General features: G+C 62.3%; 18 protein-coding genes and 1 pseudogene. 12 read left to right on the top strand and 7 right to left on the bottom strand.

The features are described 5' to 3' along the window. Window positions 1-20 precede the first annotated feature (20 nt). Window positions 21-3,512, top strand: a complete 3,492-nt coding sequence (gene carB / locus FA04_RS07245; RefSeq protein WP_034791307.1) for a carbamoyl-phosphate synthase large subunit — start codon at window positions 21-23, stop codon at window positions 3,510-3,512. 134 nt (window positions 3,513-3,646) lie between these two features. Beyond that, entirely contained in the window at window positions 3,647-3,982 is a 336-nt protein-coding gene (locus tag FA04_RS07240) for a hypothetical protein (protein WP_051659217.1), read from the top strand. Window positions 3,983-4,035: 53 nt separating this feature from the next. Here FA04_RS07240 and FA04_RS07235 read toward each other — a convergent pair whose 3' ends face one another. Next, complete coding sequence (locus FA04_RS07235) at window positions 4,036-5,529, bottom strand: MFS transporter (protein ID WP_051659216.1); 1,494 nt, start codon at window positions 5,527-5,529, stop codon at window positions 4,036-4,038. Between the two features lie 293 nt (window positions 5,530-5,822). Between FA04_RS07235 and greA the strand changes: the two genes are divergently transcribed. Both greA and FA04_RS07225 read left to right on the top strand, forming a co-directional pair. Beyond that, complete coding sequence (gene greA, locus FA04_RS07230) at window positions 5,823-6,299, top strand: transcription elongation factor GreA (RefSeq protein WP_034791305.1); 477 nt, start codon at window positions 5,823-5,825, stop codon at window positions 6,297-6,299. 87 nt (window positions 6,300-6,386) lie between these two features. Further along, on the top strand, window positions 6,387-7,445 hold the full coding sequence (locus FA04_RS07225; protein WP_034791298.1) for a glycosyltransferase family 4 protein: 1,059 nt from the start codon (window positions 6,387-6,389) through the stop codon (window positions 7,443-7,445). A gap of 38 nt (window positions 7,446-7,483) precedes the next feature. Here the strand turns inward: FA04_RS07225 and FA04_RS07220 are convergent, their stop codons facing one another. From FA04_RS07220 to FA04_RS07210, 3 genes are read right to left on the bottom strand one after another with little or no spacing between them, the layout of a single operon-like run. Next, entirely contained in the window at window positions 7,484-8,506 is a 1,023-nt protein-coding gene (locus tag FA04_RS07220; protein ID WP_034791296.1) for a glycosyltransferase, read from the bottom strand. Window positions 8,507-8,513: 7 nt separating this feature from the next. Next, window positions 8,514-9,335, bottom strand: a complete 822-nt coding sequence (locus tag FA04_RS07215; protein WP_034791294.1) for a glycosyltransferase family 2 protein — start codon at window positions 9,333-9,335, stop codon at window positions 8,514-8,516. A 9-nt stretch (window positions 9,336-9,344) separates the two neighbouring features. Continuing rightward, window positions 9,345-9,815, bottom strand: a complete 471-nt coding sequence (locus FA04_RS07210) for an Lrp/AsnC family transcriptional regulator (protein WP_034791292.1) — start codon at window positions 9,813-9,815, stop codon at window positions 9,345-9,347. A 624-nt stretch (window positions 9,816-10,439) separates the two neighbouring features. Here FA04_RS07210 and trxB point away from each other — a divergent pair. The 5 genes from trxB to FA04_RS07185 all read left to right on the top strand — a co-directional run bounded on the left by trxB (window position 10,440) and on the right by FA04_RS07185 (window position 15,365). After that, a complete protein-coding gene (gene trxB / locus FA04_RS07205; RefSeq protein ID WP_034791290.1) occupies window positions 10,440-11,414 on the top strand; it encodes a thioredoxin-disulfide reductase in 975 nt (324 codons plus the stop codon). A 116-nt stretch (window positions 11,415-11,530) separates the two neighbouring features. Next, window positions 11,531-12,427, top strand: a complete 897-nt coding sequence (locus FA04_RS07200) for a LysR family transcriptional regulator VtlR (RefSeq protein ID WP_034791460.1) — start codon at window positions 11,531-11,533, stop codon at window positions 12,425-12,427. Window positions 12,428-13,041: 614 nt separating this feature from the next. Next, window positions 13,042-13,332 (top strand): ArsR/SmtB family transcription factor, encoded by a 291-nt coding sequence (locus FA04_RS07195; protein WP_034791288.1) that lies wholly within the window; start codon window positions 13,042-13,044, stop codon window positions 13,330-13,332. Window positions 13,333-13,376: 44 nt separating this feature from the next. Continuing rightward, a complete protein-coding gene (locus tag FA04_RS07190) occupies window positions 13,377-14,498 on the top strand; it encodes an alkene reductase (RefSeq protein WP_034791286.1) in 1,122 nt (373 codons plus the stop codon). Between the two features lie 63 nt (window positions 14,499-14,561). Continuing rightward, complete coding sequence (locus tag FA04_RS07185) at window positions 14,562-15,365, top strand: aminoglycoside phosphotransferase family protein (protein WP_034791415.1); 804 nt, start codon at window positions 14,562-14,564, stop codon at window positions 15,363-15,365. 2 nt (window positions 15,366-15,367) lie between these two features. On the opposite strand, the gene FA04_RS07180 is transcribed toward FA04_RS07185, so the two are convergent. Further along, window positions 15,368-15,937: a helix-turn-helix domain-containing protein gene (locus tag FA04_RS07180; RefSeq protein ID WP_034791283.1), complete on the bottom strand. Its 570-nt coding sequence runs from the start codon at window positions 15,935-15,937 to the stop codon at window positions 15,368-15,370. 37 nt (window positions 15,938-15,974) lie between these two features. Here FA04_RS07180 and FA04_RS07175 point away from each other — a divergent pair, with 37 nt between their 5' ends. Next, window positions 15,975-16,484: a GNAT family N-acetyltransferase gene (locus FA04_RS07175; RefSeq protein WP_034791281.1), complete on the top strand. Its 510-nt coding sequence runs from the start codon at window positions 15,975-15,977 to the stop codon at window positions 16,482-16,484. A gap of 178 nt (window positions 16,485-16,662) precedes the next feature. After that, window positions 16,663-17,535: a lytic transglycosylase domain-containing protein gene (locus FA04_RS07170; RefSeq protein WP_082566343.1), complete on the top strand. Its 873-nt coding sequence runs from the start codon at window positions 16,663-16,665 to the stop codon at window positions 17,533-17,535. A gap of 45 nt (window positions 17,536-17,580) precedes the next feature. On the opposite strand, the gene FA04_RS07165 is transcribed toward FA04_RS07170, so the two are convergent. Beyond that, the gene (locus FA04_RS07165; RefSeq protein ID WP_034791269.1) at window positions 17,581-18,588 is read right to left on the bottom strand and encodes an NAD-dependent epimerase/dehydratase family protein; all 1,008 of its coding nucleotides are present in this window, start codon (window positions 18,586-18,588) and stop codon (window positions 17,581-17,583) included. Window positions 18,589-18,689: 101 nt separating this feature from the next. Between FA04_RS07165 and FA04_RS07160 the strand changes: the two are divergent. Then, window positions 18,690-19,605 (top strand): annotated as a pseudogene (locus FA04_RS07160) (LysR family transcriptional regulator). A gap of 101 nt (window positions 19,606-19,706) precedes the next feature. Here FA04_RS07160 and gyrA read toward each other — a convergent pair. Beyond that, the gene (gene gyrA, locus FA04_RS07155; RefSeq protein ID WP_034791267.1) at window positions 19,707-22,487 is read right to left on the bottom strand and encodes a DNA gyrase subunit A; all 2,781 of its coding nucleotides are present in this window, start codon (window positions 22,485-22,487) and stop codon (window positions 19,707-19,709) included. Window positions 22,488-22,548: the final 61 nt, after the last annotated feature.

The raw sequence follows: 22,548 nt of genomic DNA, 5'->3' as shown, positions 1-22,548 counted from the left end.
CTAGAAACGGATGATCGACCATGCCGAAGCGCCAAGATATCAAGTCCATTCTTATCATCGGCGCGGGGCCGATCGTCATCGGTCAGGCTTGCGAATTCGACTATTCCGGCACCCAGGCCTGTAAGGCGCTGAAGGAGGAAGGCTACCGCGTCATCCTCGTCAACTCCAACCCGGCGACGATCATGACCGATCCGGGTCTGGCGGACGCAACCTATGTCGAGCCGATCACCCCGGAAGTCGTCGCCAAGATCATCGCCAAGGAGCGCCCGGACGCGCTGCTGCCGACCATGGGCGGCCAGACTGCGCTCAACACGGCGCTCTCGCTGCGCCGCATGGGCGTTCTCGACCGCTACAATGTCGAGATGATCGGCGCCAAGCCGGACGCCATCGACAAGGCCGAAGACCGCGCCCTCTTCCGCGAAGCCATGGCGAAGATCGGCCTCGAAACGCCGAAGTCGCGGCTGGCGAATGCCACCGACATCAAGGACCATGACCGCAAGACGCACGAGGCCGAGCGCGCCGAACTGAAGAGCCGGCTTTCCGGCGCCGAGCTCGACAAGGCGCTCGATGACCTCGAGAACCAGTGGAACCTTGGCGAAGGCGACCGCAAGCAGCGCTACATGAACCACGCGATGGCGATTGCCGCGCAGGCGCTTGACGATGTCGGCCTGCCCGCCATCATCCGTCCGTCCTTCACGCTCGGCGGTACCGGCGGCGGCATTGCCTATAACCGCACGGAATTCTTCGACATCGTCGGCAGCGGTCTCGATGCGTCGCCGACCACCGAAGTGCTGATCGAAGAATCGGTGCTCGGCTGGAAGGAGTACGAGATGGAAGTGGTCCGCGACACGGCGGACAACTGCATCATCATCTGCTCGATCGAAAACATCGACCCCATGGGCGTGCACACCGGTGATTCGATCACCGTTGCGCCGGCGCTGACGCTGACCGATAAAGAATATCAGATCATGCGCAACGCCTCGATCGCGGTTCTGCGCGAGATCGGCGTCGAGACCGGCGGCTCGAACGTGCAGTTCGCCGTCAATCCGAAGGACGGCCGTCTCGTCGTCATCGAAATGAACCCGCGCGTGTCGCGCTCGTCGGCCCTCGCCTCCAAGGCGACCGGCTTCCCGATCGCCAAGATCGCGGCGAAGCTTGCGATCGGTTACACCCTCGACGAACTCGACAACGACATCACCGGCGGCGCGACCCCGGCCTCGTTCGAACCGTCGATCGACTACGTCGTCACCAAGATCCCGCGCTTCGCCTTTGAAAAATTCCCGGGCGCATCGCCGGTTCTGACCACCGCCATGAAGTCGGTCGGCGAAGTCATGGCGATCGGCCGTACCTTTGCCGAATCGCTGCAGAAGGCGCTGCGCGGCCTCGAGACCGGCCTTACCGGCCTCGACGAAATCGAAATCCCCGACATGGACGAGAACGGCGATGGCCGTAACGCCATTCGTGCGGCGATCGGCACGCCGACGCCGGACCGACTGCGCATGGTTGCGCAGGCGCTGCGCTTTGGCATGAGCGAAGCCGAGGTTCACGAGGCGAGCAAGATCGACCCGTGGTTCATCGCCCAGTTCAAGGCGATCGTCGACATGGAAGCGCGCATCCGCGAGCACGGCCTGCCTGCCGATGCCGAGAACCTGCGCATGCTGAAGGCGATGGGCTTCTCCGACGCCCGCCTCGCAACGCTCGGCGGCAAGCGCCCGAAGGAAGTGGCGGAACTGCGCAATGCGCTTAATGTCCGCCCGGTCTACAAGCGCATCGACACCTGCGCTGCCGAATTCGCCTCGCCGACCGCCTACATGTACTCGACCTACGAAACGCCTTTCGTCGGTGCCGCCCGCTCGGAAGCTGAAGTGTCTGACCGCAAGAAGGTCGTCATTCTCGGCGGCGGTCCGAACCGCATCGGTCAGGGCATCGAGTTCGACTATTGCTGCTGCCACGCCGCCTTCGCGCTGAAGGATGCCGGCTACGAAGCGATCATGATCAACTGCAACCCGGAAACGGTCTCGACCGACTACGACACCTCCGACCGCCTCTACTTCGAACCGCTGACGGCCGAGGACGTGATCGAGATCATGCGCGCCGAGCAGGAAAAGGGCGAACTCGTCGGCGTCATCGTCCAGTTCGGTGGCCAGACGCCGCTGAAGCTCGCCGAAGCGCTGGAAAAGAACGGCATCCCGATCCTCGGCACGGCACCCGACGCGATCGACCTTGCCGAAGACCGCGACCGCTTCCAGAAGCTTCTGATGAAGCTCGACCTCAACCAGCCTAACAATGGCATTGCCTACTCGGTCGAGCAGGCCCGCCTCGTCGCTGCCGAAATCGGCTTCCCGCTGGTCGTGCGCCCGTCCTACGTTCTCGGCGGCCGCGCCATGCAGATCATCCATTCGGAAAGCATGCTGCAGAGCTACCTGCTCGACACGGTTCCGGGCCTCGTTCCTGAGGACATCAAGCAGCGCTATCCGAACGACAAGACCGGCCAGATCAACACGCTGCTCGGCAAGAATCCGCTGCTGTTCGACAGCTACCTGACCAACGCGACGGAAGTCGACGTCGACTGCCTGTGCGACGGCAAGGATGTCTTCGTCTCGGGCATCATGGAGCACATCGAGGAAGCCGGCATCCACTCGGGCGACAGCGCCTGCTCGCTGCCGGTGCACACGCTCGACAAGGACATGGTCGACGAACTCGAACGCCAGACGGCAGCCCTTGCCAAGGCGCTCAATGTCGGCGGCCTGATGAACGTGCAGTTCGCGATCAAGGACGGCACGATCTACGTGCTCGAAGTCAACCCGCGCGCTTCGCGCACCGTACCCTTCGTCGCCAAGACGATCGGTGCGCCGATCGCGAAGATCGCGGCCCGCGTCATGACCGGCGAAGCGCTCGATGTCGCGATCGCCGCCTATGGCGAAAAGCCGGATCCGCGCAACCTCAAGCACATCGCGGTCAAGGAAGCAGTCTTCCCGTTCGCACGTTTCCCCGGCGTCGATACGCTGCTTGGCCCGGAAATGCGCTCGACCGGCGAAGTCATCGGTCTCGACACCGACTATGCACTGGCCTTTGCCAAGTCGCAGCTCGGCGCCGGCGTCGACCTGCCGCGCGATGGAACAGTGTTCGTTTCGGTGCGCGACGAGGACAAGACCCGGGTGTTGCCGGCAATCCGCATCCTCGTCGACATCGGCTTCAAGGTCATGGCGACCAGCGGCACGGCTCGATTCCTCGGTGAACACGGCATTGCCGCCACCAAGATCAACAAGGTTCAGGAAGGTCGTCCGCACGTCGAGGATGCGATCCGCAACCGTCACGTTCAGCTCGTCATCAACACGACGGACGGCAACAAGGCGATCTCGGACTCCAAGTCGCTGCGCCGCGCCACGCTGATGCAAAAGGTGCCCTACTACACCACCATGTCCGGTGCTGAAGCGGCTGCGCACGCAATCAAGGCTCTGAAGGCAGGCAGCCTCGAAGTGCGCCCGCTGCAGAGCTACTTCAAGGCCTAAGAAAGACCGCGGCGCGCGAAACCCTCGCGCGCCGCCGCCATCCCCGAGGGTGTGATGCGCTTCAACAGCCCGCCCCTCCGCTGAACGCCGCATGAACGACCGGTTCAGCCTGCATTCCCCCGGCACATGTTTCTATGACCCTGCGCACTGAGAGATCGGCGGCTTCGCCGGTGGGCGCGACATGGGGCAAGATCGTGCAACTCTATTTCTTTGATTTGCTGTGGGGCGACGAGCACTTCGTCGATGAAGACGGTATCAGCCATTTCGACGAGGGATCGGCCCTCTATTACGGCCAGCGGATCGCAGACAAGATCGGCCGCGATGCCGATTATGGTTCGCTGAAGGTCCAGGTCCGTTCCAGCAACCGCAGGCTGCTGGCAACAATCGTGCCCTCCATCGGCCGCGGCGCCGAACAGCGGGCTCTGCTTGCCCGCCGCCAGGTCGGCGCCTCTCTCTACGCTGCAGCCTGAAGCAGCGCCACGAGCAAAGCGCAGGAACATCCATCCTGCGCTTGATCACACTGTTAGTCTGCCGCCAGGGCCTCGGCAGCAGTTCTGCCCCGATCACGACGCGCGTGGCTCGCTGCGAGCCGCACGGTTCTGACGCCCAGATACAGAGAAGCCGTGGAGATCAGGAACGCGACGACGAAAACCGTGAACAAGGCGGCGTGCATCGTGGCAACGTTCGCCTTCTCGTCGAAACCGCGAAGATTGGCCGTCAGCCCGCAGATCGCCGCGCCGATCGCATAACCGGCCGACTGCAACGTCGGCAGAAACGCTGAGGTCTTGTCCCGCTCTCCTCGCAAGGAGACGTCCATCATCAGCTGGCTGAGCGTGCCCCACGACATGCCGAACCCGGCCCCGACCGCGATCTGGCTCGGGAAGACCAGCCGGTAATCGTCGATCGCGAAGGCGATCATCAGACCGGCAAGCCCGAGGCTGAGAAGCGCAGGTCCCGCAGGGATGAGCTTCACGCGCAGAGCGTGCGAGTGCAGGCTTGCGACGGCGATAGCGGTCACACTCCAGGAGATCGCCATCAATGCCGCCGAAAAACCGGCGGCCGTGGGGCTGAAATTCCAGACATGTTGCAGGCCATAAATGAGGTACACCGAGCCGGACGCTTGAGCGAGGGGCATCAGCAGCACGACCCAAAGTCCGGTGCCGAGCGGTTTTGTGAGCTGAAAGGCGCCCGCGGGCAGGATCGGATGCTCCGACCGACGGTCGGTTGCGACGGCCGCCCAGAGGATGGTCAGCGCCGTCGCCAGCGCCGCCGCCATCAAGGGGACGCTGCTCGCCGTATTTGAGACCGATATCAGCAATATGCCGGAACCGACCACGGTCAGCCGCAGCAGCGGGATTGGACGAGGCGTGTCGGTCGATGGCACCTTGCGTGCCGGTACGATCAGCAGAACGAGCGCAACGAAGATGACGGTTGCGGGAACGTTGACGGCGAAAGCCGCCCGCCATGACCAGTGTTCCGTCAGGAATCCGGACACGAGTGGCCCGCCAAAGGCCGCCGTTGCCCAGACGATGGCCTCGGCTCCGAATACCTTTGGGACCAGGCGCGGCGGGAAGAGTTCGGGAATCAGCGCGTAGCAGACCGCAGCAATGATCCCCTCGCCGAATCCCTGAAACACGCGACCGGCGAGGACCTGCGGCATGCTGCCGGCGGCGGTCGCGATGAGGGTGCCGACGACAAAGATGAGCGCGGCCGTAATCAGCGTCCCTCGTGCGCCGAACCTTGACTTGAGCGTGGCGGCAACAGCGCCGCCGAGAATGGCAAAGACGAGATAGAGCGTGACGGCCCAGGACAACAGCGTAGCGCCGCCGATCTCTTCGACGGCTGTGGGCAGCGCGGTCGCTACGAAAAACTCGTTGAATGCGAACAACGCGACCCCGAGGCAAAGGGCAGCCGTCGTCGCCAGATAGTCCGGCCGCAACAGTTCGCTCCAGCGGCCGTCCTCCTGAAGTGCGGTATTGCCTTCGCCTGCCTTGGTTTCGTCCCTCGCCAGAACCATGCCCAACGTTCCTCGCTGCTATCTCTTAGGAACACCTTTGTTACGACCTCAACCGCGGTTGAGGTAAAGCGCTTTCTGCGTAGCTTGCCACCCCATCGCTTCCCCCACAAGTTGCAGTGGCCTTTCAGGGTTCGGTGGATGATGGCGAAATATCTGGCTTTCGCGCTTCCGTTTCTGCTATAACCAAGGTTCGAAGTTTCGGACGGTTCCGGCGTTTACGCGCCGGAGACCGTTTTCTTTTGCGTTGGCGCCGCCCTAAGGGCGGCGCCTCGTGCTTGATGAAGGACATTGAAATGGTCGAAAAAGTGCCGATGACACAGGGCGGATTCGTCAACCTGCAGGAGGAGCTGCGCTGGCGCCAGCAGGAAGAACGACCGCGAATCATCGAGGCGATTGCCGAAGCCCGTGCACATGGCGACCTGTCGGAAAATGCCGAGTACCACGCGGCCAAGGAAGCGCAGAGCCACAACGAGGGCCGGATCACCGAGCTCGAAGACTTGATCGCCCGCGCGGAAGTCATTGATCTCTCGAAGATGTCCGGCTCCAAGATCAAGTTCGGCGCCAAGGTCAAACTCGTCGACGAAGACACTGAAGAAGAAAAGACCTACCAGATCGTTGGCGACCAGGAAGCCGACGTGAAGGCTGGCCGCATTTCGATCTCGTCGCCGATCGCGCGCGCGCTCATCGGCAAGGAAGTCGGCGATTCCATCGAAGTGAACGCGCCTGGCGGTTCCAAGGCCTACGAAATTCTCGCCGTCAACTGGGGCTGATCTGCCCTAGCCAAGGGGCGAAGCCTGCCTTCGCCCCGTTTCTCCTTTTCAAAAGACGATCGTTGCTCGCGCAAGGAGTGCGCTTTCGTGGCCGATATCCGGAACGTCGAGGTCATCGCTCCCAATTTCAAGCGCCGCCTCTCGGGCGTGACGTCCACCATCATCCAGTTGATTCCGATCCAGCGCGCGCTCGGCGAAAAGATCGCCGTGCTTGGCCCGGGTTTGCCTGACACCCTGCCCTCGATCCGCTTCCGCGATCTCCTGCGCCTGTGGAGCGCACCGGACGGACGGCCCTGCCGGGTCTGGCATGCGCGCCGCAATGTCGAAATGCTGCCGGCGATCGTGCTGCGCGACCTTCTCGGCATGAAGCTGAGGATCGTCTTCACCTCTGCGTCGCAGCGCCGCCACACCGGCTGGAGCAAGTTTCTGATTTCGCGCATGGACGCGGTAATCGCGACCAGCGGCAAGACCGCCGCCTATCTGCAGGTGCCGAACACGGTGATCCTGCACGGCATCGATACCAAGCGCTTCCAGCCGCCGGTTGACACAGCGGCAGCCAAAGCTGCGCTCGGGCTCGACCCCAACCAAAAATATGTCGGCTGCTTCGGGCGGGTGCGTAAGCAGAAGGGCACGGATCTCTTCGTCGACAGCATGATTGGGCTTCTGCCGTGCCGGCCCGGCTGGAGTGCCATCGTCGCCGGTCGCGCCACCGGCCCGCACGTCGCCTTCGAGAACGAATTGAAAGAGCGGGTCGCAAAGGCCGGGCTCACCGACCGCATCCGTTTCGTTGGCGAACACACCAACATTCCGGACTGGTATCGTGGGCTCGATCTCTTCATCGCGCCGCAGCGCTGGGAAGGTTTCGGGCTGACGCCGCTCGAAGCGATGGCGACAGGCGTGCCCGTTATCGCAACCGACGTCGGCGCGTTTTCGGAACTGGTCGTCGTCGGAGAGCAGGAAACCGGCGCCGTGATCGCCGCCAACGATCTACAGGCAATGGTCGAGGCAACGGCTGGCTTCATGGACGATGATCATCGCCGGACCTTGGCTGGCGCGAACGGTCTGGGGCTGACCCGCGCATCCTTTGCGATCGAGGGCGAGGCCCGCGCGATCAACGCGGTCTATGAACGCCTGATGCGTCCCTGACAGGCTGCCACCGCGTGGCAGCCTCGCACTAGACTCTCTCAGCGCTTCGAAGCGAAGAGCTTCAGATAGGCGTCGGTAATCGCCTGCTTCGAGAACTGGTTCATCAGGGTCTCGTGCCCACGTTCGGCAAGCCGTTCACCGAGCGACGTATCGCCCGCGATGCGGTCGATTGCCTGGGCAAAGCCGTCAGCGTCACCGATATCGACCATCAAGCCGTTTTCGCCATCGCGCATGAACCATTGCGGCCCTTCTGAACGGCTGGAAACAACCGGTGTCCCTTGCGCCCAGGATTCGAGGATTACGTTGCCGAGCGGCTCGTGGCTCGATGCCATCACGAAGATGTCGGAAGCGGCAAGGAAAGGCCGCGTGTCCTTCTGCCAGCCGGCGAAACGCACGCGCTTTGCCACGCCGAGGTCGGCGGCCAGTTTCTCCAGATTTGCACGTTCTTCGCCATCGCCGACGAGCCACAGATAGGCATCCGGCACCTTGGCGATCGCCTGGATCAGCGTGTGGAAGCCCTTGCGCGGAACGAAGCGCCCCATTGACATGACCACAGGCACGTTCTCAGGCGTGTCGAGCGTGGCGCGGCTGATGGGCGCGACCGGCTCGGTTCCGGTGAAGTTGGAGATGACTTCGACGTCGCGCTTCCAGCCGATCTTGCGCACATGCTCGGCAATGCCCGGCGTGTTGCAGACGAGGCAATCGGTGTTGCGGAAATAGTCGAGCCGCAGCGGATAGTCGCCGAGACGCGAGATCTTGATGCAGCCCTTGTAGTTGGGCATCAGGCGGCTGGCGCGCGGCATCCAGGCAAACAGCGCATCCGGCTTTTCGCGGCGTGCCATGCTGCTGACCTTCATCGGCAGGAGGATCCGGTCGAGCGACAGGTTACGGAAGTTGCTTTCGATGATGCGCGTCGCACCCTCGATGTCCTTCTTCCAGATACGACCATGGCGGATGACCGAGGTCTGCTCGACGCCACGCTCGGCGAGCGCGTTGACCAGGTGGACGAAGAAACGCTCAGCGCCGCCATCCTTGCCGAAGTGAAAATGCATGACTTTCATGAAAACCTCACCGCTTGCTGGCGCGCCGATCCATGTCGTCATGGTTCGGATGCCGCTTGAGCGCGTGCCTCTGATAGATCTTGGCGGCGGTCAGGAAAGCGTACACCGCTCCCGTCATCGCCTCAATGAAGCCTGGAAAACCGCAGCGCCACAGGCCGTTGCGGAAATAAAGCCTAAGGAAATAGAGTGGCGGGCTGAACAGCATTTTGTAAGGGCGCGCCGACTTACCGGCGGCGAACTGCTGATCGGCCTTCAGCGTCGAATACTTGTTTTCCTTGAGGATCTGCTCGTCGATGATCAGCGGCCGATAGTGCAGCAGGCTGCCCTTGGCAGCGGCGCCGACCGCGCCATCCGGCACGATCCCCTCGTGGACTTTCTGATTGAGATCGTATCGTCCCCTGCCCTGGCGGATCAGACGCAGGTTTCGCCGCTCGTGCGCCCGCTCCGGCGTGTAGCCGTAGCCGATGAGGTAGGGCCTGCGCGCGACGCGCCAGCCGACCGTCTCCGGCGGCGCATCGAGCAGCGAGGGCAGCAGTGCCTTCAGCGGTTCGTCCAGGCGTTCGTCGGAATCGATGTTGAAGCACCAGGGCTGCGTACATTGGTCGAGCGCGAACTGCTTCTGGCCGGCATAGCCCCGCCACGGCTCATGCAGGAAACGGATCGGCCAACCCTTGTCGATGTAGGACTGCACGAGTGCTGCCGTTCCGTCGGTCGAGCCGGAATCGACGATGACGATTTCTGAGCATTGCTCGAGGCTCTCGATGCAATTGCCGAGATAGGCTTCTTCGTTCTGGCAGATGATGAAGGCGGACAGCGGAAGCTTGTTCATGGGCGGGCCTTAGATCTGGACGAGGCCGATATCCTTGACCTGGCGAATGGTCAGCATCGTGCGCACCGTGTCGACCCGTTCATTGGCCGTCAGCACTTCGATGACGAAATCCTGGAAAGTCGTGAGGTTTTCGGCGACACAATGCAGCAGGAAGTCGCTTTCGCCGGAAACCGTCCAGGCCTGCCGGACGATCTGCCATTCTGCAGTAGCGGCCGAGAACGCCTTGAGGTCGGCCTCCGACTGACGCTTCAGGCCGACCATGCAGAAAGCGACGAGATCGAAGCCGAGCGCCGGTGCGTTCAGCAGTGCGTGATAGCCCTTGATGACGCCGGTCTCTTCGAGCTTGCGCACGCGCCGGAGGCAGGGCGGCGCGGAGATGCCGACCCTTTGCGCGAGATCGACATTGGTCATCCGGCCATCACGCTGGAGCTCGCGAAGGATCTTGAGATCGATAGCGTCGAGCTCGACTTGTTTCGTCATGAACGTTCGTCCTTTTCGTGGTGACTTTGAGCGCGAGGCAAAGTCGAAAACTTGTGTCTGCCGATGGTGAGGTTGCCCCGATGGCGGGCGACGTCGACTGATGTCCGCCTATCCCGGCGCTGCCGCGATCATCTCGGTCGAGATTTTCAGCAAGGCGCGCTCGTCAAGGGCAAGGTCGTCTCGAGTCGGTGCGTGGCCGAGCGCAGCGCTTTCGCAGTGCAACCATGCACGGCCGGCATTCAACCCCATATGCTTCTCCAGCAAAGTGAATCCGCGTGAAATATCGTCAAACCCGCTGGACAACAAGCAGCCCGGCCGACTATTCGCGGGAAAATGGCGTTGGCGATGCCGGTAGATGCGCAAATAGAGGTGGACATCTTCAGGAGCGACGCAAGGAGCGCTCCATTGTCGGGGTGCGGCGCGGATCGATGCCGGGCCGACGCCTGTGCCCTAAGCGCGTCATCTGGTGGCAAAAGCGGGCTTGAGGCTCAAGCACTTGTGTGTATCAGGCTGCGCACTCTTGAAAGTCATGGTGGGGAATACCTAAAGTATGGGACGATTTCCCATTGACGCAATGGAATCGGATGTGGAGGCAATCCTCTCCGATGAGCGAAGGACAAGATTATGACTGCCCGTCACGTGAAAGTGCTGATCATCGGCTCCGGCCCGGCTGGCTATACCGCCGCCATCTATACGGCGCGCGCCATGCTCGAGCCCGTACTGATCGCCGGTATGGAACAGGGCGGCCAGTTGATGATCACGACTGACGTCGAAAACTACCCGGGCTATGCCGATCCGGTCCAAGGCCCGTGGATGATGGAACAGATGCTGAAGCAGGCGACCCATGTCGGCGCCGAGATCGTCAACGATCTCGTGACCGATGTCGACCTGTCGGTGCGCCCGTTCCGCATCAAGACCGACAGCGGTAACGACTGGACGGCGGACGCGCTGATCATCGCAACCGGCGCCAAGGCCAAGTGGCTCGGCATCGAGACCGAACCGACCTTCATGGGCTTCGGCGTCTCGGCCTGCGCCACCTGTGACGGCTTCTTCTATCGCAACAAGGACGTGATCGTCGTCGGCGGCGGCAACTCGGCCGTTGAGGAAGCGCTCTATCTCTCGAATCTCGCCAAGACGGTCACTGTCGTTCACCGCCGTGATAGCTTCCGCGCCGAGAAGATCCTGCAAGAGCGCCTGTTCGCCAAGCCGAACGTCAAGGTGATCTGGGATCACGAGGTCACGGAATACCTGGGTGCGCCGGCCAAGCCGCCGATGCCCGCTTCCGTCAACGGCGTGAAGCTGCGCAACACCAAGACCGGCGAAACCTCCGACATGGTCACCGACGGCGTGTTCGTCGCGATCGGCCACGCGCCGGCAGTCGAACTTTTCAAAGGCAAGCTTCGGCAGAAGTCCAACGGCTATCTTTGGACCGCGGCCGATTCGACGGCGACCGACGTGCCCGGCGTTTTTGCCGCAGGCGACGTGACGGACGACATTTACCGTCAAGCGGTTACGGCGGCCGGCATGGGCTGCATGGCAGCGCTTGAGGCCGAGAAATACCTGGCGGGTCATATGCCCGTCGCAATTGCAGCCGAATAGAAGCTGCGAATCGGGGTGGTGCCGCTGAGGCACCTCGCCCGTGTGGGAACAGATGCATCAGCCACGCCCGGAAGACAGGACCCCGTCTTCCGGAGTGGTTTCTTATGGGGGACTACATGTCGCTGGACTGGGACAAACTGCGCATTTTTCACGCGGCGGCCGAGGCTGGGTCGTTCACCCATGCGGCAGACAAGCTTCATCTTTCGCAGTCCGCAATCAGCCGGCAGGTGAGTTCGCTGGAGCAGGATGTCGGCATCAAGCTGTTCCACCGCCATGCGCGCGGCCTGATCCTCACCGAACAGGGCGAGATCCTCTATCGCACCGCGCATGAAGTGCTGATGAAGCTCGAGAGTGTCAAGGTCCAACTGAGCGAAACCACGGACAAGCCGAGCGGCAAGCTGCGCATCACCACCACGGTCGGGCTCGGCCAGGGCTGGCTCACCGACAAGATCCAGGAGTTCATGTCGCTGCACCCGGACGTGCAGGTTCAGCTCATCCTCGACAATGAGGAGCTGGACGTGAACATGCGCCACGCGGACTGTGCCATCCGCCTGCGTCAGCCGCAGCAGTCGGACCTCATCCAGCGCAAGCTCTTCACCGTGCACATGCACGTTTACGCCGCCCCCTCCTACATCAACAAGTATGGCGAGCCGCAGTCGGTCGAGGACCTCGACAACCACCGCATCATCACATTCGGCGAGCCGGCGCCGAACTATCTGCTCGACGTGAACTGGCTCGAGATCGCCGGCCGCGATTCCGACAATCCACGCGTGTCGCACCTGCAGATCAACAGCCAGACCTCGATCAAGCGCGCCTGCCTGCTCGGCATCGGCGTCGCCATGCTGCCCGACTATATCGTCGGCCGCGATCCTGGCCTCATCCAGCTGCCGATCAGCGCCGACATCCCGTCCTTCGATACCTATTTCTGCTATCCGGACGAGATGAAGAACGCCGCGAAGCTCAAGGTCTTCCGCGACTACATCGTCGCCAAGGCCCGCAACTGGAACTTTTAAGACGCTTCGACGAATGCTCATTTTCCGAGCATTTCCCCAAGAGGCCGCCAACCATCTGTTTTTACATCGATATTACGGATGCGCCGTCTATATTGTGCGGCGCATTTTTATTGTTCGCCGCAGAAATAGGCAGGGATGCGCGCATGACATGGCTGTCATGCACAGAAAATGATTGTTGCGCGCCCAAAAAAGCAGCATACCAAACTCAGCTGATGCATCTTTGGTGGCTTCTCCTCCCAGTGCCACCGCAGCAGCTGTTCCCCTCTGGAGGTTTAATTACCTTCACAACTTATAAGGGCCCAAGTCATCTTGTGGCCCTCTTTTTTTGTCTACTGTTAGATACAGGCGAAACGTGACGAAAATCACAGCCGGCTATTGAAAGCCGATACTTCGCTTCCCATATTAAAATGCAGCTGATGCATTCTTGGTGGCTTCTCCTCCCCGCCACCGCATTAGCTGTTCCCCTCTGGAGGTTCTTATTACCTTCACAACTACAAGGGCCCAAGTTTTCTTGAGGCCCTCTTTTTTTGCCTGCAGCACGCTCACGGTCTTGTGATTTGAATATCGTGTTTTAGCGATACATCTATCGTTAAAACACGATATGGCGATATACCATGGACCGAGACGAAATCCTCAAGGCGCTTGCCCATCCCGTGCGGGTGAACATCCTCGCCTGGCTGAAGGAGCCGCAGCGCCATTTTCCGACCCAAGAGCATCCGCTCGATCTCGGCGTATGTGCCGGCCAGTTCGAACGCTGCGGCCTGTCGCAGTCGACCGTTTCCTCGCATCTCGCTGTGCTTCAGCGCGCCGGCCTCGTGACAACCCGCAAGGTTGGCCAATGGATCTTCTACCGCCGCGATGAAGAGACGATCGCCGCCTTCCTCGAGAGCATCGGCGATCTCTGAATCAACCACCTTCTCCCAAGCAGCCCCCCCTGAAAGGACCTCCCATGGCCTCGCTTTTCGACCCCATCACCATTGGTGACATCGCGCTGAAAAACCGCATCGTGATGGCGCCGCTGACCCGCAACCGATCCCCGGGCGCCGTTCCGAACACCCTGAATGTGACCTACTACGAGCAGCGCGCGACGGCAGGCCTGCTGATCTCGGAGGGAACGGCGATCACCCAGCAGGGCCAGGGCTATGCCGACGTTCCGGGCCTCTATACGCCGGAAGCGCTTGAAGGCTGGCGCAAGGTGACGGACGCAGTGCACGCCAAGGGCGGCCGGATCGTCGTCCAGATGTGGCATGTCGGCCGCATTTCGCATGATTCTCTGCAGCCGGGTGGCGGCAAGCCTGTTGCACCGTCGGCCGTTCGCGCTAAGTCGAAGACCTATCTGGTCAATTCGGACGGTACTGGCTCCTTTGCCGAAACCTCCGAGCCGCATGCACTGGAGACCGCCGAGATCGAAGCGATCGTCGAGGACTATCGCAAGGCTGCGCGCGCCGCGATCGACGCCGGCTTCGATGGCATCGAGATCCATGCGGCCAACGGCTATCTCATCGACCAGTTCCTGCGTTCGGGTTCGAACCACCGCACGGATACCTACGGCGGTTCGATCGAAAACCGCGCCCGCTTCCTGTTCGAGGTCATGGATGCCGTGACGAATGAAATCGGCGCCGGCCGGGTCGGTATCCGCCTTTCGCCCGTCACTCCCGCCAACGATGCCTTTGATCCGCAACCGCAGGAGGTGTTCGGCCATGTGGTCAAGAACCTCGCCCGCTACCCCCTCGCCTATATCCACATCATTGAAGGCGCGACCGGCGGCCCGCGCGACCACCAGCAGGGCGACCAGCCATTCGACTACGACGCCCTGCGTTCGACCTATGTCGCTGCCGGCGGCAAGGCTGCCTGGATGACCAATAATGGCTATGACAGGGCACTCGCGGTAAAGACGGTCAAGGACGGCGAAGCCGACCTCGTCGCTTTCGGCAAGCCGTTCATCGCCAACCCGGATCTCGTCGAACGGTTGAAGCGCGATGCGCCGCTCAACACGCCGGATCAGGCAACCTTCTACGGTGGTGGCGCCAAGGGCTATACCGACTATCCGGCCCTTGAACAGGTCGCCTGACACTCCCACATGGCAATGCTCCGCCTCTTCGGCGGGGCATTTGTCTTTGGGAATGAAGAGCTTATGTTTTCGCTATATTCAGAAAAATGGTCATTGCATCCTGACGGCGACGTCATCGTAACCCCCTCCAGCCGTCTTTACCCCGTCCGCTATCGCGGCCAGCAGGCGATGCTCAAGGTCGCCGAGGACCCGGAAGAGAAGTATGGTCGCCTGCCCCTGCTCTACTGGAACGGGCATGGCGCTGCAAAGGTCTATGAAGCCGATGGCGACGCGGTGCTGATGGAGCGCACGGACAGCCAGCGCAACCTCTTCCACATGGCGATGACCGGAAGCGACGAGGAAGTGACGCGCATCATCTGCCGCACCGTCGCCGAGCTCCATGCGCCGCGCTCGACACCGGTTCCCGGCGATCTCGTGCCACTCGACAAATGGTTCGCTTCCCTGGAGACGGCTGCTCCCGCTCAAGGCGGTCTCTTTGCCCGCGCGCTCGAGGCGGCGAAAAGCCTGTTTGCAGATCCCGAACCGCCGGTCGTGCTGCATGCCGACGTCCACCACGCCAACATCCTCGATTTTGGCGACCGCGGCTGGCTGGCGATCGATCCGAAACGCGTCCTCGGCGATCGCGGCTACGACTACGCCAACCTGTTCTGCAATCCAGAACTGCCCCTGGTCACCGCTCCGGGCCGGCTGCAGCGGCATCTGCCGATCGTCGCGAAGGAGACCGGGCTTCACCCGCAGCGCATTCTCAACTGGGTGCTTGCCTATGCCGGGCTTTCCGCAGCCTGGTTCCTGGAAGACAATGACGATTCCGGCGTCGAGAATGACCTTACGATGGCGCGAATCGCCATCGCCGAGCTCGGCATCTAGGCTCAACCCGTCCGCAACAGGACGACGGCGTAGATACAGGTCTCTCCGCCGACATTGCGGAAGACGCAATCCTCCGGCGGGCCGAGTTCCAGGCAATCCCCGATGCCGAGCGTATGGGTCTCCAGCCCTTCCACGAAGGTCAGGCGCCCCGCAGTCACCCATATCCACCGGCGATGGAGCGCATAGGCGGATGCCGGGATCGGCACCTCGGCGCCGGCCGGAAGTTCAACCTCGACAAGCTCGAGCGGCAGGTCCGACATCGGCGAGACATGGCGCCGAAGATATCCGGTCTGCGGATCGCGCCACACCGCCTGATCCTGGCGCCGCGACAGCCTGCCCTGGCTCATCTCCGCACGAGCGATCAGAGTGGACATGGTGAGCCCGAAAGCGCCGGCGAGCTTTGCCAGCAGCGTCGCCGTCGGGCTGCTATCGCCGCGCTCTACCTTGTGGATCATTGCGCGCGAGACGCCTGATCGCTCCGAAAGCTCGCTCAGTGACCAGCCGCGCGCCTCTCTTTCCAGACGAATTCGTTCACTGAGCCGTTGATCCAGACTGTCTACTTTAGTATTCATATCGTAGTCATATAGTGAACGAATGCGAGGAGCAAGCATGCTGATCCGGGCGGCCATCCAAGACGATATGCCAGTCATCTGCGAGATCTACAACGACGCCGTGGCGAACACGACGGCGATCTGGAACGAGACCCTGGTCGATGTCGCCAATCGCGTGGCCTGGCTGAAGGCGCGCACGGACGTGGGCTATCCTGTGCTGGTGGCGGTCTGCGAGGAAGGCGATGTCATCGGCTATGCGTCCTTCGGCGATTGGCGCGCCTTCGATGGCTATCGCCATACGGTCGAGCACTCCGTCTATGTTCACAAGGATCGGCGCGGTGGCGGCATCGGCCGGAAACTCATGGTCGCGTTGATCGCCGAGGCCGAACGGCTTGGCAAACATGTGATGATCGCCGGCATCGAATCGGAGAACGCAGCCTCGATCCGCCTTCATGCCCAACTGGGTTTCGAGGATACCGGCCGGCTGCGTGAGGTCGGCACGAAGTTCGGCCGCTGGCTTGATCTGACATTCATGCAACTGGTGCTTCCGACGGGCTCGCCGCGCTAACCCGCGGCGGCGCCTCGACAATGGCCGTTTGTCGAGGCGGCGGGAGATGCTATGAACCTTCAAGGACTGTTTCTGGAAATATTTTGACGTGGGTCTTCGGCGGAAGGTCAGATCGGGCGCCTGGGCACGTGTCGCGAGAGCGGCACTGGCGTTGGCTGCCAGCATTCCTGCATTAAACATGACCGAGGCAGAGGCTCGTATCGACGACTTCGCCGCGCAGCCCAAGTGCGTCTATTCCGGCCCGTCGGCCACCGACTCCGCCAAGTCGCTCTGCATCAGCAAGGAAAACTTCGCCCGCGATATCTGCGGAGTGATCGACCACTATGCGACGGTCAACGACCTGCCCGCGGCCTTCTTCGCCCGGCTCATCTGGCGCGAAAGCCTGTTCCGGCCCAATGCCGTCAGCCCCAAGGGTGCCGAAGGCATCGCGCAATTCATGCCGGGAACGGCGAAGATGCGAGGGCTCAACAACAGCTTCGATGTCGTCGAGGCGCTCGGCAAGTCGGCAGAGTATCTGAACGAACTGAAGTCGCGCTACGGCAATCTCGGCTATGCGGCTGCCGCCTACAATGCCGGCGAGAACGGGCTGGAGCGTTTTCTCGAGGTCGATTGGCTGCCGGCGGAAACGCGCAACTACGTGCTCGCGATCACCGCCTACAGCGTCGAGGACTGGCGCGACAATCCGCCGAAGATCCTCGACCTGACGCTCGACAAGAACAAGAGCTTCATCGACGGCTGTGTGGCGCTCGCCAGCACCCGCAACCTCCGCGACATCGAGGTGATCGACGAAGCCGAATGGGCGCCCTGGGGCGTACAGCTTGCCGCGCATTTCCAGAAATCAGTGGCGCAGCGACTGTTCGTCAGCGCCGTCAAGCGCCTGCCGGAGCCGATCCGCAGCGAGAAGGCGCTTCTCCTGCGCGAGCGCAATGCCAGCTTCGGCCTGCGAATCCGCTACGCCGCACGCATCGGCCGCGAGACCCAGGCGGACGCGAACAAGCTTTGCGCCACCATCCGCAAGAGCGGCGGCGCTTGCCTCGTCTTCCGGAACTGACTGCTATCGAGGCCTGCCCGAAATTGATCCTGACATGCGCGCGCGCTAGCCTGCGGCAATCCCTTGCGGAAGCGCCCGCGGGGCGTTCAGGCAACCAAGTCCGACGAGCGTCGTTGCAACCGCCTCGTCGATCGGCGTGTGCGGCTCTTCGCCGAGCACGGCAAGCAGCCGCTCGTTCGGCATTCTCAACGGTTCGCGCCAGAGATAGCGCATCTTGCGCAACTCCCTGAAGAGCGGAACGAAGGGCGAAGCCAAGTCGATCAGCCACCACGGGAAGGCCCGGACGGGAAGCGCCGGCTTGCCGACAACCCGGCGGATCGCCGCGATCATCTCGGTTCCATTGCGGTCGAGGAAGCCGCGCATGTGGTAAACGGCGAAAGGCGGCAGGTCCTCGGCGCGCTCGACGAGGCGGATCATGGTTTCGGCGACATCGGGCAGATAGGCCCATTGGTGGCCGATCCCCTCGCGGCCCGGGTAGGAAATCGCGCCCAACGCTCTGCCCGGCTTTACCAGCCCTTGCGAAAACCAGTTATTGGCCGCACCGGGACCGAAGAAGTCGCCTGCCCTCACGATGATGACGCCGACACCTGCCTCCGAAGCGTCCTTCAGACGGCGCTCCATCTCCCTGCGGATCAGACCCTTGTCGGTATCCGGGTTCTGCGGCGCGTCCTCCGTTAGGACGGGAAAGGCGTCGCGGCCGAAATTGTAGATCGTTCCCGGTAAGAGGATGCGTGCACCGGTGGACTTGGCCGCGGCGATCGTATTGTCCAGCATCGGCAGCACCAAGGTGCCCCAATTGCGGTAACCCGACGGATTGACCGCGTGCACGATCAGATCCACCCCTTCGGCAGCAGTGCGAACGTCGTCCGCGTTCATGGCATCGCCTTGCCGCCAGTCGAACGCCGGCTCGGCCTGCGCCGTCGTCGCGGCGTTTCGGTTCAAGGCACGCACCTGCCAGCCGCGCCTGCGGAGCCCACGGGCGACGGCGCTGCCGATACCGCCCGTCGCGCCGAGCACCAGCACACGTCTTGTTCTCTGCTGCATCTCGGTCATGTCACACTCCATCCGTTTCGATGAAGGCAGGATCACGCATTCACGAGCTAAACGGAATTGCCGAAAAATCTTGCGTAGCTATACTGAAATCCATGAGCAAGATGGATTTGAGCTGGGATTTCTACCGAACATTCCTCGCCGTGCTTAAGGAGGGATCGTTGTCAGCCGCCGCCCGCGAGCTTGGCCTGACGCAACCGACCGTTGGCCGGCACGTGGACGCCATGGAAGCGACACTCGGCTATCCGCTGTTCGTGCGCTCGCCGCACGGTCTGTTGCCGACCGACGCCGCGCTGGCACTCAAGCCCTATGCCGAGACGCTCGCCGCGACATCGGCTGCGCTCTTGCGCGCGGCGTCGGGCCGGCGCGATACGGTCAGCGGCACTTGTGCGTATCAGCGCTAGCGAAGTCATCGGCATCGAGGTCCTGCCGCCGATCCTTTCAGAACTGCACGCCGCCTATCCTGCATTGACGATCGAGCTTTCCGCCTCGGACACGGTCGAGGACCTCTTGCGCCAGGAGGCCGATATCGCGGTGCGCATGGTGGCGCCCGCACAGGATGCGCTAATCGCCCGACATCTCGGCGCGGTTCCCTTAGGCTTTCACGCCCATCGCCGCTACATTGAGCGACGCGGCATGCCGCAGACACTGGCAGACCTTAGCAATCACAGCCTGATCGGTTACGACCGAGAGACTGCGGCGATCCGGGCGATCATCGCCCGCTCGCCCGAACTGCCGGCCACACGCTTTGCGCTGAGGGCCGACAGCAATCTTGCCCAATTGGCCGCAATCCGCGCCGGCTTCGGCGTCGGAATCTGCCAGAGCGGACTTGCGGCACGCGACCCCGACCTGCTCCCAGTGCTGCCCGGCTTGTTCGAGATGAAGCTCGATACCTGGCTGGTGATGCATGAGAACCTGAAGACGGCTCCCCGCTGTCGCGTCACGTTCGACGCACTTGCCGCGGGACTGCGGGCCTATATTCGTGGCACTGCGCATGCAGACGCGAATACCGAAATCTGACTTTCAGACACCTCCCGCTGCTGCTCAATACTAGTCCTACGCACGAAAAAGCCCGCCAAAATGGCGGGCTTTCAGTTTCCTTGGCACTTCAAGTCTAGCGCTTAATCCTCGGATTCGGCTGGCGTTTCCGCTGCGCCGTTCTCGACGGCCGCCTCTTCGCCTTCCTCTTCGTCGCTTTCCGGTTCGCTGATGCGCTCGACCGAAACGACCTTCTCGTCCTTGGCGGTCGAGAAGATGGTAACGCCCTTGGTCGCGCGGCTCGCAAGCCGGACGCCATTGATCGGCACGCGGATCAATTGGCCACCGTCGGATACAAGCATGATCTGGTCGTTGTCTTCGATCGGGAAGGCCGCGACGAGCACGCCAATTTCCGTCGTCTTCGACGTGTCGGTGGCACGGATGCCCTTGCCGCCACGGCCCGAAGTCCGGAAATCGTAGGACGACGAGCGCTTGCCGAAGCCCTTCTCCGAGACCGTCAGCACGAACTGTTCGCGTGCCTTCAGTTCCTCGAAGCGTTCGTTCGACAGTTCTCCGCCGTCAGCGACTTCCTCGCCGACCAGAGCGATTTCTTCCTCGTCGCCGTTCGTCGCCCGACGTTCCGCTGCAGCGCGCTTGAGATAGGCGGCACGCTCCCACGGTTCGGCCTCGACATGGCCAAGGATCGCCATCGAGATGATGCGGTCGCCGTCGCCGAGATTGATGCCACGAACGCCGATCGAGTTGCGGCCGGCAAAGACGCGCACGTCGTCGACCGGGAAGCGGATGCACTGGCCGAGCGCTGTCGTCAGCATGACGTCGTCATGCTCCGTACAGGTGTCGACGGAAAGGATCTCGTCGCCCTCTTCCTCGAGCTTCATCGCGATCTTTCCGTTGCGGTTGACCTGAACGAAGTCCGACAGCTTGTTGCGGCGAACCGTGCCGCGGGTCGTCGAGAACATGACGTCGAGGTTTTCCCAGGTTGCCTCATCCTCGGGCAGCGGCATGATTGTCGTGATGCGTTCGCCGGGTTCCAGCGGCAGCATGTTGATCAGCGCCTTGCCGCGCGATTGCGGCGTGCCTATCGGCAGGCGCCAGACCTTCTCCTTGTAGACGATGCCACGCGAGGAGAAGAACAGAACCGGCGTATGGGTATTGGCAACGAATAGCCGGGTAACGAAATCCTCGTCCCGGGTCGCCATGCCCGAACGGCCCTTGCCACCACGGCGCTGCGCGCGGTAGGTCGTCAGCGGCACGCGTTTGATATAGCCGAGATGCGAGACGGTCACGACCATGTCTTCACGGGCGATGAGATCCTCATCGTCCATGTCGGGGCCGCCTTCCATGATCTCGGACCGGCGCGGGGTGCCGAACTCGTCGCGGATGGCGACGAGTTCGTCCTTGACGATGCTCATGATACGCAGGCGCGACGACAGGATGTCGAGGTAATCCTTGATTTCCTCGCCGATCTTGTTGAGTTCGTCGCCGATTTCGTCGCGGCCGAGCGCTGTCAGGCGCTGCAGGCGCAGGTCGAGGATGGCGCGGGCCTGCTCTTCCGAGAGGTTGTAGGTGCCGTCCTCGTTGATGCGGTGGCGCGGGTCGTCGATGAGGCGGATGAGGCTCTCGACGTCATGGGCCGGCCAGCGGCGCTCCATCAACTGCTCGCGCGCCGTCTGCGGGTCGGGCGCATGGCGGATGAGCTTGATGATTTCGTCGATGTTGGCAACCGCGATGGCAAGACCGACGAGCACATGGGCACGGTCGCGCGCCTTGCGCAGCAGGTACTTCGTACGCCGGCTAACAACTTCCTCGCGGAACGAGACAAAGGCACGCAGCATGTCGAGCAGCGTCATGTGCTCGGGCTTGCCGCCGTTCAGTGCCACCATGTTGCAGCCAAACGAGGTCTGCAGCGGCGTGTAGCGGTAAAGCTGGTTCAGGATGACATCGGCATTGGCATCGCGCTTCAGTTCGATGACGACGCGGTAGCCCTGGCGGTCCGATTCGTCACGCAGGTCCGAGATGCCTTCGATACGCTTCTCGCGGACCAGCTCGGCCATCTTCTCGATCATCGTCGCCTTGTTCACCTGGAACGGGATCTCGGTGATGATGATCTGCTCGCGGTCGCCGCGCATCGGCTCGATATGGGCGCGGCCGCGCATGATGACGGAGCCGCGGCCGGTCTCATAGGCCGAGCGGATGCCCGAGCGGCCAAGGATCAGCGCGCCAGTCGGGAAATCCGGGCCGGGGATGATTTCCATCAGTTCCGGCAGTTCGATCGCCGGATTGTCGATCAGCGCCATGCAGCCGTTGATGACTTCGACCAGGTTGTGCGGCGGAATGTTCGTCGCCATGCCGACGGCAATACCGCCGGCGCCGTTGACGAGCAGGTTCGGGAACTTCGCGGGAACGACCGCCGGCTCCTGCAGGGTGCCGTCATAGTTGTCGCGGAAGTCGACCGTTTCCTTGTCGAGATCGTCGAGCAGCGAATGCGCGGCCTTCTGCAGGCGGCATTCGGTGTAGCGCTCGGCCGCCGGCGGGTCGCCGTCGACCGAACCGAAGTTGCCCTGGCCGTCGATCAGCGGCAGGCGGAGCGACCAGTCCTGCGCCATGCGCGCCAGCGCGTCGTAGATCGCGGCGTTGCCGTGCGGGTGGTACTTACCCATCACGTCCCCGGTCACACGGGCGCATTTGACGTATTTCTTGTTCCAGTCGATGCCGAGCTCGCTCATCCCGTAGAGGATGCGGCGGTGCACGGGTTTCAGACCGTCACGCACGTCGGGAAGCGCGCGGCTGACGATAACGCTCATCGCGTAATCGAGATAGGACCGCTGCATTTCCTCGATGATGGAAATCGGCTCGATGCCTGGCGGAGTTTTTCCGCCGCCGGGGGTGCTTTGCTCAGTCAATGGTGATCACGATCTTTGTTCAGAATCAGTCGGATATTTATAGCGGATTGCCATCGGAAGC

The sequence above is a fragment of the Ensifer adhaerens genome (genome assembly GCF_000697965.2).
Taxonomy (GTDB): Bacteria; Pseudomonadota; Alphaproteobacteria; order Rhizobiales; family Rhizobiaceae; genus Ensifer; species Ensifer adhaerens.
This window is presented reverse-complemented; position numbering and strand designations above follow the sequence as displayed.

Bases quoted from the DNA above. Each gene is read 5' to 3' on its own strand.
- trxB (WP_034791290.1), top strand. From the start codon at position 10,440: ATGACTGCCCGTCACGTGAAAGTGCTGATCATCGGCTCCGGCCCGGCT.
- greA (WP_034791305.1), top strand. From the start codon at position 5,823: ATGGTCGAAAAAGTGCCGATGACACAGGGCGGATTCGTCAACCTGCAG.
- FA04_RS07175 (WP_034791281.1), top strand. From the start codon at position 15,975: ATGCTGATCCGGGCGGCCATCCAAGACGATATGCCAGTCATCTGCGAG.
- FA04_RS07200 (WP_034791460.1), top strand. From the start codon at position 11,531: ATGTCGCTGGACTGGGACAAACTGCGCATTTTTCACGCGGCGGCCGAG.
- FA04_RS07240 (WP_051659217.1), top strand. From the start codon at position 3,647: ATGACCCTGCGCACTGAGAGATCGGCGGCTTCGCCGGTGGGCGCGACA.
- FA04_RS07210 (WP_034791292.1), bottom strand. From the start codon at position 9,815: ATGACGAAACAAGTCGAGCTCGACGCTATCGATCTCAAGATCCTTCGC.
- FA04_RS07190 (WP_034791286.1), top strand. From the start codon at position 13,377: ATGGCCTCGCTTTTCGACCCCATCACCATTGGTGACATCGCGCTGAAA.
- FA04_RS07235 (WP_051659216.1), bottom strand. From the start codon at position 5,529: ATGGTTCTGGCGAGGGACGAAACCAAGGCAGGCGAAGGCAATACCGCA.
- FA04_RS07170 (WP_082566343.1), top strand. From the start codon at position 16,663: ATGACCGAGGCAGAGGCTCGTATCGACGACTTCGCCGCGCAGCCCAAG.
- FA04_RS07220 (WP_034791296.1), bottom strand. From the start codon at position 8,506: ATGAAAGTCATGCATTTTCACTTCGGCAAGGATGGCGGCGCTGAGCGT.
- FA04_RS07215 (WP_034791294.1), bottom strand. From the start codon at position 9,335: ATGAACAAGCTTCCGCTGTCCGCCTTCATCATCTGCCAGAACGAAGAA.
- FA04_RS07165 (WP_034791269.1), bottom strand. From the start codon at position 18,588: ATGACCGAGATGCAGCAGAGAACAAGACGTGTGCTGGTGCTCGGCGCG.
- carB (WP_034791307.1), top strand. From the start codon at position 21: ATGCCGAAGCGCCAAGATATCAAGTCCATTCTTATCATCGGCGCGGGG.
- FA04_RS07185 (WP_034791415.1), top strand. From the start codon at position 14,562: ATGTTTTCGCTATATTCAGAAAAATGGTCATTGCATCCTGACGGCGAC.
- FA04_RS07195 (WP_034791288.1), top strand. From the start codon at position 13,042: ATGGACCGAGACGAAATCCTCAAGGCGCTTGCCCATCCCGTGCGGGTG.
- FA04_RS07180 (WP_034791283.1), bottom strand. From the start codon at position 15,937: ATGAATACTAAAGTAGACAGTCTGGATCAACGGCTCAGTGAACGAATT.